At 44.4% G+C, this 15,948-nt stretch carries 12 protein-coding genes; 5 read left to right on the forward strand and 7 right to left on the reverse strand.

Going from position 1 to position 15,948, the window contains the following annotated elements; translation table 11 throughout:
* Positions 1–30 precede the first annotated feature (30 nt).
* Complete coding sequence (locus M4S28_RS25170) at positions 31–2,622, reverse strand: ATP-binding protein (RefSeq protein WP_249633770.1); 2,592 nt, start codon at positions 2,620–2,622, stop codon at positions 31–33.
* Between the two features lie 996 nt (positions 2,623–3,618).
* Between M4S28_RS25170 and M4S28_RS25175 the strand changes: the two genes are divergently transcribed.
* Positions 3,619–5,055 carry a glyceraldehyde-3-phosphate dehydrogenase gene (locus tag M4S28_RS25175; protein WP_004730041.1) on the forward strand — a complete coding sequence of 479 codons (1,437 nt, stop codon included), beginning with the start codon at positions 3,619–3,621 and terminating at the stop codon, positions 5,053–5,055.
* A gap of 281 nt (positions 5,056–5,336) precedes the next feature.
* Here M4S28_RS25175 and M4S28_RS25180 read toward each other — a convergent pair whose 3' ends face one another.
* Entirely contained in the window at positions 5,337–6,416 is a 1,080-nt protein-coding gene (locus M4S28_RS25180; RefSeq protein WP_249633192.1) for an FAD-binding oxidoreductase, read from the reverse strand.
* 119 nt (positions 6,417–6,535) lie between these two features.
* On the reverse strand, positions 6,536–8,197 hold the full coding sequence (gene hcp, locus M4S28_RS25185; protein WP_004730037.1) for a hydroxylamine reductase: 1,662 nt from the start codon (positions 8,195–8,197) through the stop codon (positions 6,536–6,538).
* Positions 8,198–8,470: 273 nt separating this feature from the next.
* Between hcp and M4S28_RS25190 the strand changes: the two genes are divergently transcribed.
* Both M4S28_RS25190 and M4S28_RS25195 read left to right on the forward strand, forming a co-directional pair.
* Positions 8,471–8,701: a hypothetical protein gene (locus M4S28_RS25190; protein WP_004730036.1), complete on the forward strand. Its 231-nt coding sequence runs from the start codon at positions 8,471–8,473 to the stop codon at positions 8,699–8,701.
* 53 nt (positions 8,702–8,754) lie between these two features.
* Entirely contained in the window at positions 8,755–9,918 is a 1,164-nt protein-coding gene (locus M4S28_RS25195; protein WP_249633193.1) for an alpha/beta hydrolase, read from the forward strand.
* A gap of 103 nt (positions 9,919–10,021) precedes the next feature.
* Here M4S28_RS25195 and M4S28_RS25200 read toward each other — a convergent pair whose 3' ends face one another.
* From M4S28_RS25200 to M4S28_RS25210, 3 genes are all read right to left on the reverse strand, one after another.
* The gene (locus M4S28_RS25200) at positions 10,022–10,636 is read right to left on the reverse strand and encodes a LysE family translocator (protein ID WP_029221972.1); all 615 of its coding nucleotides are present in this window, start codon (positions 10,634–10,636) and stop codon (positions 10,022–10,024) included.
* Between the two features lie 134 nt (positions 10,637–10,770).
* Positions 10,771–11,691 carry a LysR family transcriptional regulator gene (locus M4S28_RS25205; protein WP_249633194.1) on the reverse strand — a complete coding sequence of 307 codons (921 nt, stop codon included), beginning with the start codon at positions 11,689–11,691 and terminating at the stop codon, positions 10,771–10,773.
* Positions 11,685–12,146: an Lrp/AsnC family transcriptional regulator gene (locus M4S28_RS25210; RefSeq protein WP_249633771.1), complete on the reverse strand. Its 462-nt coding sequence runs from the start codon at positions 12,144–12,146 to the stop codon at positions 11,685–11,687. Before M4S28_RS25210 ends, M4S28_RS25205 begins: the two co-directional genes overlap by 7 nt.
* A gap of 243 nt (positions 12,147–12,389) precedes the next feature.
* Between M4S28_RS25210 and yjeH the strand changes: the two genes are divergently transcribed.
* Complete coding sequence (gene yjeH, locus M4S28_RS25215) at positions 12,390–13,658, forward strand: L-methionine/branched-chain amino acid transporter (RefSeq protein ID WP_108110947.1); 1,269 nt, start codon at positions 12,390–12,392, stop codon at positions 13,656–13,658.
* A 46-nt stretch (positions 13,659–13,704) separates the two neighbouring features.
* On the opposite strand, the gene pdxR is transcribed toward yjeH, so the two are convergent.
* A complete protein-coding gene (gene pdxR, locus M4S28_RS25220) occupies positions 13,705–15,162 on the reverse strand; it encodes a MocR-like pyridoxine biosynthesis transcription factor PdxR (protein WP_249633195.1) in 1,458 nt (485 codons plus the stop codon).
* Positions 15,163–15,252: 90 nt separating this feature from the next.
* On the opposite strand from pdxR, the gene M4S28_RS25225 reads away from it, so the two are divergent.
* Entirely contained in the window at positions 15,253–15,912 is a 660-nt protein-coding gene (locus M4S28_RS25225) for a pyridoxamine 5'-phosphate oxidase family protein (protein ID WP_054543016.1), read from the forward strand.
* The last annotated feature ends 36 nt before the right edge of the window (positions 15,913–15,948 follow it).

Below are 15,948 nucleotides of genomic sequence, written 5' to 3' on the forward strand. Positions count from 1 at the left end.
CGTACAGTGCTAGCCTTGATAATGAGCCAGTTAGACAATATCAAGGCTACTGAAAAGGTCATACAGTTGGTGGGATTTATAAGGTTTCGGCAAGTAGGCATTCATGCCCGCTTCAAAGCAATCTTTGATGTCTTCTTCCAGCACACTAGCGGTTAAAGCAATGATGGGTAATGGTGCGGCTTGTTGGTCACTCTCCCACTGTCGAATCGCACGGGTCGCCGTTATTCCATCCATAACAGGCATCATGCAATCCATTAAGATGGCATCAAACTGAGCGCCTTGAGTGATGACATCCACCGCTTCTTGGCCATTACTGGCAATCAAATATTCATAGCCCGCTTGCTCAAGGAAGAAGCTCGCTATCTTCTGATTCATCAGGTTGTCTTCAACAATCAGAATACGTCGATTCAGAGAACGAACCTCTTCATCTTTTGCTTCCACCGCCGGCGCTTGTTCTTCACCGACATCAAGCGATTGTAAGCTATTTAAGAATCGTCGCCCCAAGAATGGCAATGTATGAGTTGAGTGAACCGTTTCTGTGATTAGATTGGTTTTAAAGAGATGATGCTGACACACGATAACGCGAGCCAAAGGGTATAACGCCTTCAGCGTCGCAAGATCTTTATCCATGGAGTGATGCAGCGTATGACAATAAAGTATGAAGTCACTTTCTTTCAGGTTTTCATCAAGATCCGAAATGGATGACACAACATTAGGTCGAACATTTAAGCGTTCACACTCTTTGACCAGTTGATCTAGGTAATTGAAAGAATTCGAGATAATAGTCGCACGGCTTAGGTTTTCGAAGGTTTGAACATGAGTTTCGACAGTGTCGACATACAAACAAAAAGTGAACGTTGAGCCCTCTCCTTTCACTGAACGCGCGGTAATGTAACCCCCCATCAAATCAACAAGCTGTCGACAAATCGCAAGGCCTAACCCTGTCCCACCGAATTGGCGAGTAATGCTGCCATCTTCTTGAGTGAAAGGTTCAAATATGGACTCTAGCTTCTCTGGCTCAATCCCAATCCCGGTATCAGACACACTGCATTCCAGCTTGCCTCGCCCCAAAGACATAGGTGTGTATGCAATGTCCGTCGTAATCGTGCCCTTTGCCGTAAATTTGATGGCGTTAGACAGCAAATTGGTCAGCACCTGCCTTACACGGTACTCATCGAAAAACAGCTGCGGTGGAGTTTGGGAATCGATATTGATGTCGAGTTCGATATCTTTACTTATCGCTTTGGATAAAATCACACTTACTGAGTCGTAAACCGCCTCTCTCAGATCAGCATTGTGTGGCGATAGCATTAAGTTGCCCGACTCGATTTTGGACAGGTCAAGAATGTCATTAAGCAGAACCAGTAATGAGTGAGAAGACGATTCGATGTCTCCTAACACTTCTTGTTGATTCGCGCTCAGTTGGCTTTGAGATAAGATCTCAGCCATCCCAATAATCCCGTTGAGTGGTGTACGTATCTCATGGGACATATTGGCTAAAAATGCGCTCTTGGCCTTGTTAGCCGAAATTGCATCTTCCTTTGCTTCTACTAACTCTTTGTTATGTTGATAGTTGCGCTCCATCACTCGATTCAAAGTTTCAGTGAACTCGGCAAGTTCATCGTTGCCTTGAATATGAATGACCTTGGGCTTGCCGTAGCTATCCGCGCATTCAGACACCCCTTTCAAAATAATCGATAGGTTTCGATTTAAGCGAAGAGATGTCGCTACACCAAGCCACAACAACGCACCTGACACGACAAGAATAAGCAATGTCATAACTAAGGTTTGCCTTTTTTGCAGTGCTATATTTTTGGTCAGATCAAACTGTAATTGCTTAGTGTAAGCACCCACTGCCTTTGAAATCGCTAACTTCTTTCGTTCTAAACCTTCCACATGTTCATATATTTCAGGCGACGAGAAGTCACCTTTGAGGATTCGAGCTGTAAAACGGTTTTGAAATTCATCTTTAGAAAACGTACTTAATAGCTTTCTAATTTCAGGCGAACGGCTTCCAGAACGGAAAAACGTATCTAATAACTGCTGCTGCCTTTCTAAAGCACCAACATAACTCAATAAATATTGATCTATCAGCTCTGGAGAACGATACAAGCGGTAGCTCAACCACGCTTCTCGCTGAGTCCAAAACACGTAGTGAGTAAGATTAATAAACATCGCGTCAGCTTGACTGATCTTTTCATCCACGATGTTAATGCGATACTCAGATAGCTCCATTAACACGCCTTTTAGCAAATCGAAGGCCTGCTCTGTCAGTTGCGTGTTGTTGTCAGTAATCTGTGTTGCGTCGCTGTTCATACTGGAGGTTACGCGAGCAAGTTTCGCTAACACACTCTTAAGCTCAACCAACTGTGGTTCAACAGTCCAATTGCTGTCGAACTGTCGAAGCTGTTTCTCGTACTGAGCGAGTCTAGCTAAATCAGCTTGCAGCTTTAAAAGCAGCAGCTCTTTCTCTGGAGAGTCATTAGACAGAACCAACCATCGATAAGCATCGCTGGAAACGGTATTAAAAGATTGAAGCGCTTCAACCTTAATACGAGTTGTTTCAAGGTGATTCATCTTCTTATCGTTCTTGAGCACTTCATTGACTGTAAAACCAAACATGATGAATACAGAAACCGTGGAAAGAAATATAAGACGCCATCTAATTGACATGTTTATCATTTTTATAACGACTCCCTTCCCGAAAGTAATTTTACCTAGCCCAAGTTAAGAATAGGACATTAACAGGACTTATTGATCAAATTGGATATGAACAAACGATACTCTGAGCCCAGAACGGTAAATTATGATCAACTTACCTCCATGTTTAGGCTTTAAAGGGGGGCTGTTACTTAAACAGATAGACTTAAAACAAATATGCTTTGAACAATTGTGCTTTAAACAAGTGTGCTTTAAACACGCGAGCTCTAGACACAAGATGTTTAAACAGGAGGAGTATAGATGAGAGAGCTGTAAACAAACGAGGTATGAACAAGTGAAGTTTAACGAAGCAAGCTTTATCCAGTTATTATCACTCGCATAATAAGCAAACGGCCACGCTTCTCGGCTCCACAAGGTTGGGAGTAACGACTCTATAAACCAACAAACACCGAAGTTAAGTGAAATTTGTGAGATCCAATCGTTTGCGTCATGCACTTTTCGCACTCGAATTCGGCACATTCAAAGGTCGAAGAAGAAAACGCATTGATCACCTTATTTGTCGTTTACTGTTTGCGTGTAACTTGAGCTAACGATCACACCTTTAATGATCACTATGACTTTTATTACATATAATATTTTGATTTGAGTATTTTTTGGCGAAAAATAAGTGCTACAGATTGTTAAAGTCAATAGTCTTTATCGACACTAAAAACTTGATTTATGGCTAATATGAAGCCAACTTACAGATAATTTGTCTGCATTTATTTTTCCTAGCAGAATAACCCGTCGTACCTTACAATCCTGCCACATAAAAATTACAAGTTGCACACAAGGCATATCAAGCACATTTAAGTGGCAATAAAGACCACAGCCTGATGCCTCAAATCCCCTATGCTGATTGGCTTCCCTACAACCGCCATGAATGCAGAAACTTAACGTGAAAGGTCCCGAGTAAAGATGAGTCCCGAAAAGCACCTCCTAGACTGGCAAACTAGTCAAACTATTGCTGAATCCATCGCTCCAACTTTAGGTCAGTTATACCGTCAAAAAGGCGTAGAAGTTATCCTCTTCGGTAAGACCCTGGTTAACGCGACAACTATCGACATCATCAAAGCTCACCGTATCGCAAAACGTTACACTGGTTCTCCTCTTACAGCAGAACAGACTCAACCAATCATTCAACACCTTCTCTCTATGGACTTGTCTCCATGTCGTATTGATGTTGGTCGCCTTGCCCATGCATTCTGGCAAGATCGCGAAGACACTCACGGGTTGGATGATTTTCTACAAACTGCACTTGTAGAATCGCTTCAAGGCGATGCAATGACAGAACCTCGTGACGTTGTATTGTACGGTTTTGGTCGTATTGGCCGACTGCTAACTCGTCTATTGATCGAGAAAAGTGGCCCAGGTTACCCACTTCGTTTACGTGCAATCGTTGTACGTGGTGGCAAAGACGGCGACCTAGAAAAGCGTGCTAGCCTACTTCGTCGTGACTCTGTTCACGGCCAGTTCAACGGCAGCATCGTAGTTGACCAAGAACGTAAAGCAATCATCGTTAACGGCAACTTCATTCAAGTTATCTACGCAAACAAGCCAGAAGAAGTAGATTACACGACTTACGGTATTGAAAATGCACTTGTGGTTGATAACACAGGTGTATGGCGTGACGCTGAAGGCCTAAGCCAACACGTTGCGTGTAACGGTGCGAAGAAAGTACTACTGACTGCGCCAGGCAAAGGCGACATCAAGAACGTAGTATTTGGTGTGAACGAGAATGTCATTCAACCAGAAGACACGATCATCTCTGCTGCAAGCTGCACGACAAACGCAATCACGCCAGTATTGAAAGCGGTTCACGATAAATTCGGTGTACTGTCTGGTCACATTGAAACGGTTCACTCATTTACAAATGACCAAAACCTAATCGATAACTTCCACTCAGGCGATCGTCGTGGTCGTGCTGCATCATTGAACATGGTTCTGACATCGACTGGTGCTGCTAAAGCGGTATCAAAAGCGATGCCAGAAATGGAAGGTAAGCTAACAGGTAATGCGATTCGCGTACCTACGCCAAATGTTTCAATGGCAGTAGCAAACCTAAACCTTGAGAAAGGCACAAACAAAGAAGAATTGAACGAGTACCTGCGTGAAATGGCGCTGTCTTCTTCTCTGTCTGCACAAATTGATTACACAGATTCGACTGAGATTGTATCGACGGACTTGGTTGGCTCTCGCCACCCTGGTGTGGTTGACGGTGTTGCGACTATCGCACAAGACAACCGTGCTGTTCTTTATATTTGGTACGACAACGAGTTTGGCTACAGCTGTCAGGTTGTTCACTGTATGGAACAGATGATGGGTGTGCGCTACAAGACTTACCCTGAAGTATAAACTGCTTAGAGCCTGTAAAATGCTTAGATTCTATTACTTCCTTAGATTCTATAAACAGTTTTAGGTAACCAGCTCCACAACATAATAATTATATCTGCGAGGTCTGTAATGGGCTTTGCAACCCTTCTTGTTTTACTCCCCCGTATAAACAGGAAGGTTGCCACTTAGATCTGCTCTCTCTATCTGATCTAAGTGGCCTTTTTACATCTGGCAAGCTAACTTTTATCGCTATGACAAGAACTTTATCCTCGTCACTCTTGGAAAGCTTCACTTCACATCTGTTACAACTCAATCTCAACATCTGACTGAATCGAACTCGAACACGCGAGTACATAACCGTGTTCAATCTGTTCTGGCGTCAAAGTCTCTTGGCTGCTTGACTCCACCGAACCTTTGGTTACTTTACACTTACACGAACCACAAATCCCACTGCGACAAGCAATAATAATCGGGACACCGGCTTTCTCTAATGAATCAGCGAGTGGTGTGCCCGCCTCCGCTTCTACTTCTGCGCCAAATGCAGGAACAAACACCTTAACGGCACCATTTGAATCTGCAGACGCTTCTGCTTTTAATTCTTCTGAAGCAGTATTGCTATTGGCTAGTGAATTATTACTTTGAGTCGCGGGAGTAAAACTTTCTTGGTAGAAGTTATCCATGTTGAACTCAAGTTCTTTCAGGTAGTTCTCTATGTCTTGCATAAAGCTAACCGGCCCACACAAGTAAACGGTTCTGTCTAAGATGTCTGGGCTGAGTGTTACTAACCAACTCTTGTCTAGACGACCTTGGGGAGCAGTTGTTCCTTCACTGTCTTTCAGAAGCAACTTAAGGTTAAAGTTAGCGTGTGTCTCATCAAGTTGGTTAAGCTCTTCAAAGTAGATGGTCTCGCGTCGATTACGTGCCATGTGAACAAAATCGATTTCAACATCAATGCCTTGAGCCAACCAATACTTTGCCATCGCCATCACCGGAGTGATACCGCAACCCGCACTCACTAACGTTACTTTTTTTGTCGTCGTTGGCATGCAATCAATACAGTTAAACGCACCAGCAGGCTTCAATACAGAAACCTCATCACCTTCATCAAGTTCATCAACAATAAAGTTCGAAACCAAGCCACCTTCCACACGCTTTACCGTCAGTTTCAGGCGGTTATCTTCAGGACAAGACGCTACAGAATAAGCACGGTAATCCGTTTTCGCCGGCATATCCAAACCCAGAGTAATAAATTGCCCTGGCTTAAAGTTGAAATGTAAGTCTTGTGGAACGCTGCCAAGCTCAAAGCTGACCGTATCTGGCGTCTCGTGCCATTTCTTTAAACATACTAAATTGATTGAATCGCTATCCGACCATGCATACATAGTTCGTGTACCTTGCTAATGACTAGATGATTAAATGACTAAAGATTTAAATCGAAAAAGCCCCGCCGTTGTCTGTTTTAGAAAAACGTCACAACAACGGGGCTTAGAGTTGGCTTAAATTAAGCCGCTAAGATTGTTTTAAGATCTTGCTCTGGCGTTGAGATAGAACGCATATCGAACTCGTCTTGCATAATCTTAAGTAGGTTTTCAGTTAGGAACGCAGGTGCTGTAGGGCCTGTGTAAATACCTTTCACACCGAGAGCGAACAGGGTAAGCAGGATAACGATCGCTTTTTGCTCGAACCAAGATAGAACTAGCGTTAACGGAAGTTCGTTGATACCACAATCAAACTCTTGAGACAGTGCGATAGCAAGCTGAATCGCAGAGTAAGCATCGTTACATTGGCCAACATCTAACAGACGTGGGATACCGTTAATGTCGCCGAATTGGTTTTTGTTGAAACGGAATTTACCACATGCAAGTGTCAGGATTACTGAATCTTCTGGCGCTTGAGCTGTGAAGTCTGTGTAGTAGCTACGTTCAGATTTGTCACCGTCACAACCACCGACTAGGAAGAAGTGTTTGATGTTGCCTTCTTTTACTTGCTCGATAACCGCCGGAGCCGCTTCCATCAGTGCGTTACGACCAAAACCGACAGTGATCATTTGCTCGATCTCATCGTGTTTGAAGCCTTCTTGCGCAAGAGCACAGTCGATTACTGCGCTGAAATCGTCGCCTTCAAGGTGATCAACACCCGGCCAGCCTACGATGCTACGTGTAAATAGACGGTCTGCGTAAGAACCTACATCAGGGTTAAGCAGGCAGTTAGATGTCATTACGATGGCACCAGGGAAGTTCGCAAACTCTTTTTGCTGGTTCTGCCAAGCGCTGCCGTAGTTACCCGCAAGGTGTGGGTACTTGTTCAGTTCAGGGTAACCGTGTGCAGGTAGCATCTCACCGTTAGTGTAAACGTTGATGCCCTTGCCTTCAGTTTGTTGAAGGATCTTTTCTAGATCATGCAAGTCGTGACCAGAAACAAGAATACAGTGGCCTTTCTTAGTCTTCACGTTCACGGTTGTTGGTTGAGGGTGACCAAATGTATCTGTCTCACCTTTGTCCAGCATTTCCATTACTTTGTAGTTCATCAAGCCAATCTGCATAGACGTATCTAGCAGTTGTTTTAGGTCAGATGGGTCAGTACCTAAGAAAGCCATGATTTCGTGGTATTCAGCAAAAATAGCATTGTCAGTTTGACCAAGAACACGAGCGTGCTCCATGTAGGCTGCCGCACCTTTTAGACCGTATAGGCAAAGAAGGCGAAGACCAATCACATCTTCATGTTGAGAGTCGTGGCCACGGTTTACCGCAGCTTGAGGGGCAAGCGCCAATAGCTCTGAAGAATCTGTAGGAAGATCGAATTGCGCAGCAGCCGAAAGTGCTGGGATTTCAAAACCGATCAACGTAGCAGCCGCACGTACCTGTTGCTCTAAACGCTGCTTAAACTCGTGAGATTGTTGTGCGAACTCGATAATACGAGCAGGGTCGAAGTTAACGTTAGTCAGTGTTGCGAAGAACGCTTTTGGTGCCCATTCGTCAATTTCAGTATCAATAACATCGCAAGCACGGCCTAAATTGGCCCAGAAAGAAACACCTTGAAGAGAATGCACCAACACGTCTTGAAGGTCGGATACTTCCGATGTTTTACCACACATACCTTGTGCGAAAGAACAGCCTTTTACGGTTGGGGTTTGAATTGTTTGTTCACATTGAATACAGAACATAAGGGCTCCAGTAATATTTTAGTTAACTGTAAGTACTTTGCTTACAGTGACTTATTCCAAACCCTATAGAGCATCAACCGTGCCAACTTTTAACCCATTGATTTTATTGAATTTAGCTTTATTCCCTTATTTTAGTGCGTGATTATGACTACATATAAACTCTCAATCCACACACACCTGTGTCATAGTGACTCTCTAGAATTATTTGGTGGTGTTCATGTTTCGTTCAGAATAGAAGCGATATAGTAACAACATAGAAAAAGAGGAATGAATATGAAAAATATATTAGTTACGATTGTTGCGTTGTTTACTGGCCTATTGGCGTTATTCACTAGCTTGATCCTTGCTATTCCTTTAGCTATTGCAGCTTTAATCACTGGCAAACGCATTCAGAATCAAATGAAGAAACAGGGTTTCGCAGCTCACATGAACACACGTCAATCATCAACCAGTGATGCCGGTGTTATTGAAGGTGAATACGAAGACCTTTCAAGCAAAAAGTAACCTAAACTTTAGTTTCAGATATAGTGAAAGCACAACAGAGACAACATTAAAAAATGCATAGAAATACCATTCTAACGCTGCTCGCCTTAACGACTTTAAGTCTCGTTGGTTGTTCCAACGAGACAACTATACCCGCTTACGAAACATCTCCAGACTTGCCTAGCTATCAGCAAGACAACTTTGATGCCTACGTCAATGACACCCAAGATTGGCTGCTGAAAAACCGCGTGTTCATGACAAAAGACAAGCAGCTTGAGATTCAACTGAACTCCCCGACTGAATACAAACCTACCGAACCTAACGGCAAGGCAGTGTTATTGGTCCATGGATTAGGTGATTCACCCTATTCGTTTAAAGACATCGCTACCCATTTGGCCGAACAAGGTTATTTGGTAAGAACGGTTTTACTTCCTGGTCACGGCAGTCGTGTGGGTGACCTAATGCAACCGAGCTTAGAAGATTGGCAAGGTGTGGTCGCTCACCATACCAAGTTACTTGAGCAAGAGTATGATTCTGTTTGGCTTGGCGGCTATTCAACAGGCGCAAATCTCGTCACTTCGCAAGCGATGAACGATCCACTGATCTCCGGATTACTGCTGTTCTCTCCAGCGTTTCAACCAAGCTCGTCTGCCGTTCAATACGCAGGGCTCGCAAGCTACTTTTTCACGTGGGCTGATCAAGATCCTGAAGACAACGTGTTGCGTTACAACTCATTGCCAATGAACGGTGCCTCGGTTTACTACGAGACATCAGAAGTCGTGCGAGATGACTTACAAGATAAGCACTTCGATAAACCGGTGTTTATTATGATGAGTGAAGGCGACAGCGTGATTGACACCAGTTTCGTTCAACAAGCGTTTACAGAATCGATGCCCAACCCAAACAATGTGTTGATCTGGCAAGGTGAGACGACACTCGATGATCCGCGAGCGGTTCAGTACAGCATGAAGCTCCCGGAGCAACGCATCTCGAACGGTTCCCACATGGGTTTACTATTCTCACCAAGCAACCCGTATTACGGCATTAATGGTAGTGAGAAGATCTGCTCCAATGGTCAAGAGGAAGGTTTTGAAGAACAGTGCAACGCGACAAGTGAAGTTTGGTACTCAGCATGGGGATATCGTGAAGATGGAAAAAACCATGCACGTTTGACCTATAACCCTTACTTTGCTGATTCAATGAAAGAATTAGACTCGGTTCTAAACTCAGCAGGCTAACTTCTTTTAGAGGTTAACTGTTAGCGTTTAGATAAGTAGAAACAAAAACGGCTCACAAGATAATCTCTTGTGAGCCGTTTTAGATCTTAAGGTCTAGTGATGATTAAATCATCCACACCACACGCACAGCAAGCAGAATCAACACCACACCAGATAGTCGATCAATCAACTGCGCTTTCGAACGAATACGTTCAACAATCAAAGGGCTAGACAGCACCAAGGTGATAAATGTGTACCATAAACCGTCTACAAGTAGAGGTGTTGAGACGATAATCACTTGATTGGTCAGTTCATTACCTAACGCAACAAATTGGCTAAACAGAGCGATGAAGAACAGCGCGATTTTTGGGCTCAAGATAGAGATCAAGAAAGCCTCGCGAGCAGACTGCATGTAACTCATCTGCTCACCCGCTTCCAATTTCGCGGCAACACCACCTTTTGAGCGCAACGCATTAACGCCAAGATAAAGCAGATACGCTGCACCCGCTAAACTAATGGCTTTGAACAACATGGGTGATTGCTCAAGCACAACGGCTAAACCAACAATGGTTGCGAACGCATAAATACCGATGCCTACGGCGTGAGACCAAGCCGCGATAAGCCCGTTCATGCGGCCACCAGCCAGACTATGTTTTGCAATCATCGCCAAGCTTGGGCCCGGAGACATTGCACCCAACAAGCAAATCGCTAATAAAGAAAACCAAATTGTTACTGTCATCATTCCATTCCTAGTAAAACAAAGCGCCCTAGCTGAACACTCTTTGCTTAATACTCAATACTCAATACTTAGCACTTACCATAATTCGCAGAAGGTATTATTTGAAATCAAAGATTATCATTACATCTATGATTTCAAATCATACTGATATTGTAACTCGACTTCTGCATAGCTTGGAATGCCTTTTCTCTCGCCCATTTGTGTGCAGAGTCGTTGTCATACTTGGGGTGCCACATTAACCAGTAGGTATGCATTTCCGTATCAAATGGCAAAGAAAAATAGGCAGTATCGAGGTGCCTACCTAGGTTATAGGCGATATGTTCAGGCACGATCATCAAATAGTCGTCTTGCATTAATACGGTTCCAGCGGATGAAAAGAACGGAACCTGCAGAGCCACTCTTCGTTTAAGCCCTTTTTTCTTCAATGCTATGTCCGCGTAGCTGTCTTTATCTCCGCCACCTGTCACTTTGATGTGAGAGTAGCTGACAATATCTTCTGCACTCAAAGCCGATTGGTGGGCTAATGGATGCGACTTGCGCATCAAACACACCGATTTATCTTCACCAAGCTTAATGCTTGATACATGTTCTGGCTTTGTGGGAAACATACTGGAAGCCAAATGAATACCCGACTCGTTCAGAGCTTCAAGGTAATTTGGCTGCCACAAGCGGAAAGCCAAATTAATGTTCGGGGCTTCGACGGACACCTCTGCAACAATAACAGGAAGAATATACTGAGCCACATAGTCACTCGAAGACAATACCAGTTCACCCTGCCAGTCTTGCGGTTCAAAGGGTTTATCGTCTAAAAGGTGGTCGAACTCTCCAAGCAAGTCATCGAGTTTGCCTTTGAGCAACAAAGCACGGTTAGTCGGAACCAGTTTGTTGCCATCACGAACCAGCAAAGGATCGCCACATAGATCTCTAAGCTGAGCCAATTGACGGCTCACCGCCGACTGCGTGATGTGCAAACGCTGAGCTGTTCGACTGACATGACACTCTTCAAGAAGCACATGCAGAGAGCGCAGTAGGTTTAAGTTGATATTGCCTAACATGAATGCACCGTCGCATTCTGTTTGTTAAAAAATTCCGTCAACACAGTATGAGTCATAAGGTGTCGAAGCTCTGGATAGCTTTGCAGCCGATCGCGGATTTGATTCAAACGCTCCATGCTTTCAACTTCAACATAAAGCATCATGTCAGTCTCACCGCTAATAGAGTGGCACCATTGCACCTCATCAATACTCTGGATACGTTTCGCGTAAGACTCACAACTATGCTCACTGCTCGATAGATCAAACTTCAATGTAATATAAGCGATCACGTTCTTAGGTTGATCAGGTTCTGCTATTTGCGCGCAGTATCCTGTAATCACCTTATCGTTTTCTAATTTCTTGATTCTAGCATTGACTGCAGAGCGAGAAAGGCTCACATCTCTAGCAATATCGCTCACTGAACATCGAGCGTTAATTTTGAGGATACCTAAAATTTGGCGATCAAACTTATCCATGATTACGATAACTTCCATTATTGTTCTATTTATAGAGACTAATTTGACACAATTCTCCTCGATAGAACAGCCGACACTTTCACGCTTAATCAAGTTAAAACCGTTAAATTGACGGTGTCTTAAGACGTTTCGCTAGCTGTATTATTGATGTCGACAATGTATGCTCTCATTCATAGCATCACCCAAACATCAGAAAACAGGCACAAGAAGGCCGATATGATAAGCCAATAGCTAGGAGAGCGAATGACACAACTCAAACAAGAAATCACGCTTATTTCAGGGATCGGACAACTCTCGACTACCTTGCTAGGCACTGGATTATTTATGATCCCTGCCATCGCAGCAGGCATTGCAGGACAGTTGTCACTACTCGCGTGGTTAATCCTGTTTATCGCCATTTGCCCGATTGCACTAACCTTCGCAGCATTAGGGAAACGCTACCCCAATGCAGGAGGCACGGCCTATTTTGTGCGCCAAGCATTCAGCGAGCGATTAGAAACCAGTGTAGCTTGGTTGTTTGTAAGTGTTATTCCTGTCGGTATTCCGGCTGCGATTGCATTGGCCGGAGGTTTTGCACAACAACTATTGCCAGCACCACTCGACACACCACTTGGCGCTCAGTCCTTTACCGTCGCTCTGCTTATTGCTGTCAATTTGATGGGCAGTAAGTCTTCTGGTCGCTTGCAAACGGTGATTGCCTTGTCGATTTTCGCCTTGGTTAGCGCCTTTGTTTGGAAAGCCGACATCACAGCAGCTGACATCGCAGTTCCGACCATGACGTCCGATTCGATGTGGTCGATTGGCGCAGCCTTAGCGGTGATGTTTTGGTGCTTTGTCGGGATAGAAGCCTTTGCTCACATGGGAGAAGAATTTAAAAATCCACAGCGTGACTTTCCCATCGCAATCATTGCAGGGTGTTTCGTTGCGGGCATAGTGTACTGGGCTTGCTCGGTGGTTATTATCAAGCTAGGCGCTTATGGTTCACCTGAATTTGATGCTGCATCCATCCCGTGGGTAACAGAACAACTGTTTGGTAATGGCTTCAAAACCGTCATTAGTATGCTGGGTTTCTTTGCTTGTTTTGCTAGCCTAAACCTTTACACACAAAGCTTGTCTCGTATGATTTGGGCTCAGGCTCGCCAACACACTCCTATAAGTAGAATGGCTCAACTCAATAGCCGTGGTGTGCCACTTTACCCAACCTTAGCAATTGGCTTTGTCGCGCTTATCTCTTGTGTGATTGGTGAGTTGTCTAATCTCGATCTCGAATTCTTTCTTAAACTCGCCAACGGTATTTTCGTTCTGGTTTATCTGCTTGCAATGTTAGCGGCTTGCCGATTACTGACTGGCGCATCTAGATACACCGCCATGCTCTCACTGGTCATCTGTACCTTGGTGTTTATCTGTTTAAGCTGGTCGATGCTCTATGCCGTCACTATTTTTGTGACATTGTCACTCCCTTGGCGTAAGTGGCTAGGTAAAGGTAAAGCCGTTTCTGTCGACAAGTTATAACTCGATTAATGATGAATCGACACACTGTAAGCAAGCCCTACCAATATTACTGATAAAAAAGCCGAGCGATCTGTGTGATCTTCGGCTTTATCTCAACCAAGCGGATATTTCCAAACCCCAACACCGCCCCACTCCAATCACGAGCATCACTTGACCCATATTCATAAAAGTCAAAAGGACGAATGATGATATTTTCAAGCTCTGCTCTACGGCTCCACTCATGTTCAGATATGCCTTGATACCACTTCACGGTCACATGTAGCCCTGCAGCCTGACTGATCACTTCAAGATCGCCATGAAACTCACTTTTAATCGCCTCTATCATCGCTTCATGCTTGAGTTTGTATGAACGTCGCATCTTTCTGATATGACGCAATAAATCGCCTTCACGAACAAAATCCGCCAGCGCTTCTTGTGTATGTGAGGCCGTGTCTCCAGTGAGCGCGTCTTTAATCTCAAGACACTTCGCCACCAAATTTTCAGGCACTACTAAGTAACCTAGTCGCAGGCCATTGAACATCACCTTGCTCATGGAACCGACATAGATGATGCGATCATCGAACCCTAACTTACCCGCTAACCCTTGCATGCTGGTATAAGGGCGATGAGCAAACTGGAACTCACTGTCGTAGTCATCTTCAATGATCCATGACTGATGTTTGTTAGCCCAATCGATCAACTTGAGGCGTTGCTCAGTATTGAGGGTCGTGCCCATCGGGTATTGGTTACTCGGCGTGACATAGAGAGCCTTAGCATTACTGGACAACACTTTTTCAATATCTAACCCAACCTTTTCACGCACACTCACACCGTCTAGCTCTAGCCTCAATAGATCGATAATTTTATGCACTTGTCGATAGCCGGGCTCTTCCACAAGGATTTTGTCGCCCATCGCTAACGTCGCCATTAATCCGAGTGAGATGGCTTGCTGCGCACCTGCAGTGATGATGATTCTGTCGGTATTACAGTGAACTGAACGACTGCTTGCCAGATAGCCGCTTAACGCTTCCCTCAAGGCTAAGCTACCCTGAACCTCTTGATTGCCCGCAATGTTCTGACGTGTAGAGTGGCGTTGCAGCAACCTCTGCCATTTCGCAAAAGGGAACGCATCTAAGTCAGGAACTCCGGGGGCAAAGCTGCGGTTAATATCGTTAGGTGCCGCTATGTTTGTAGTCGGTTTACTGACTGTTTGTTTAACCTTCGCATCCTGAACACACTTCGGTTGAGACAAACTTAGGAAGTGCTCTGGTTGTTCAACCGAGACATAAAACCCTGAGCCTTGCTTACTCTCGATATAGCCTTCAGTGACCAGTTGTTCGTACGCATAAATCACCGTATTTCGACTCACCGATAACTCGACAGCCAACTTACGTGTTGAAGGTAACTTACTGCCCTTGCTCCATAAATCTTGAACGATCTTCTCTCTTATCGCGTGGAACAAGGCGGTTTGACGCGTGTCGTGTTGTTCGTCTAACTGTAGATCACCGACATCAATAGGCTGCATAACTGGATCCAAATAGTGTTTAAAAGTGGCTCTATTTAATAGACCAGTTAATCGCTACATTAATCAAAAGGCAATGATTAAGGAGCGATTATGTTATCTAACACGAAAAGAACCACGATTAAAAAAGGGGCTCACAAAGCCGTATTTGAACAAGAGAAACTGCACCAAATTATTGATGAGAGCTTAATCGCACACATTGCATTGCAGGGTGAACAAGGGCCAATGGTTATCCCGATGCTCGCGTGGCGAGTCGATGACATGGTCTACATTCATGGGGCTAAAAACAGTCGCTTATTGAAAGGTCTGAAAAAGGGAGATCCAACCTGCTTAACGTTCACTTTGTTCGATGGTTGGGTGTTGGCCCGTTCGGCATTTCATCATAGTGCGCATTATCGTTCTGCTGTGGTATTGGGGTCATTTTCAGTCATCGATGACAATCAAGAAAAGGATCGCTTGTTGAATATCTTTATTGAGCAAATCGCGCCGGGCAGAACCGATGAAGTGAGGCTCAGTAATGAGAAAGAGCTCACCGCAACCGAGCTATTGGCGATACCTTTAACGGAAGCCTCCGTGAAGATTGGTAAACATGGCGTGAATGATGATAAGACTGATATGGATATCCCAGTATGGGCTGGCGTATTACCCTATCGAACGATCGTAGGGCCATTAGAAACGGTTCCAGAGCAAGAAGGCATCATTGAAACACCAGATTACCAACAAGCCTATGGTGAGCGCTGGTATCAGAATTGATACACAAAGATGGTCAACTTAATAAAATTGTATACA

The organism is Vibrio sp. J383, assembly GCF_023503985.1.
GTDB lineage: Bacteria > Pseudomonadota > Gammaproteobacteria > Enterobacterales > Vibrionaceae > Vibrio > Vibrio splendidus.

What these genes read in the sequence shown, in the direction of transcription:
- M4S28_RS25170 (WP_249633770.1), bottom strand. Translation starts at nt 2,622, where the DNA reads ATGTTTGGTTTTACAGTCAATGAAGTGCTCAAGAACGATAAGAAGATG.
- M4S28_RS25175 (WP_004730041.1), top strand. Translation starts at nt 3,619, where the DNA reads ATGAGTCCCGAAAAGCACCTCCTAGACTGGCAAACTAGTCAAACTATT.
- M4S28_RS25180 (WP_249633192.1), bottom strand. Translation starts at nt 6,416, where the DNA reads ATGTATGCATGGTCGGATAGCGATTCAATCAATTTAGTATGTTTAAAG.
- hcp (WP_004730037.1), bottom strand. Translation starts at nt 8,197, where the DNA reads ATGTTCTGTATTCAATGTGAACAAACAATTCAAACCCCAACCGTAAAA.
- M4S28_RS25190 (WP_004730036.1), top strand. Translation starts at nt 8,471, where the DNA reads ATGAAAAATATATTAGTTACGATTGTTGCGTTGTTTACTGGCCTATTG.
- M4S28_RS25195 (WP_249633193.1), top strand. Translation starts at nt 8,755, where the DNA reads ATGCATAGAAATACCATTCTAACGCTGCTCGCCTTAACGACTTTAAGT.
- M4S28_RS25200 (WP_029221972.1), bottom strand. Translation starts at nt 10,636, where the DNA reads ATGACAGTAACAATTTGGTTTTCTTTATTAGCGATTTGCTTGTTGGGT.
- M4S28_RS25205 (WP_249633194.1), bottom strand. Translation starts at nt 11,691, where the DNA reads ATGTTAGGCAATATCAACTTAAACCTACTGCGCTCTCTGCATGTGCTT.
- M4S28_RS25210 (WP_249633771.1), bottom strand. Translation starts at nt 12,146, where the DNA reads ATGGATAAGTTTGATCGCCAAATTTTAGGTATCCTCAAAATTAACGCT.
- yjeH (WP_108110947.1), top strand. Translation starts at nt 12,390, where the DNA reads ATGACACAACTCAAACAAGAAATCACGCTTATTTCAGGGATCGGACAA.
- pdxR (WP_249633195.1), bottom strand. Translation starts at nt 15,162, where the DNA reads ATGCAGCCTATTGATGTCGGTGATCTACAGTTAGACGAACAACACGAC.
- M4S28_RS25225 (WP_054543016.1), top strand. Translation starts at nt 15,253, where the DNA reads ATGTTATCTAACACGAAAAGAACCACGATTAAAAAAGGGGCTCACAAA.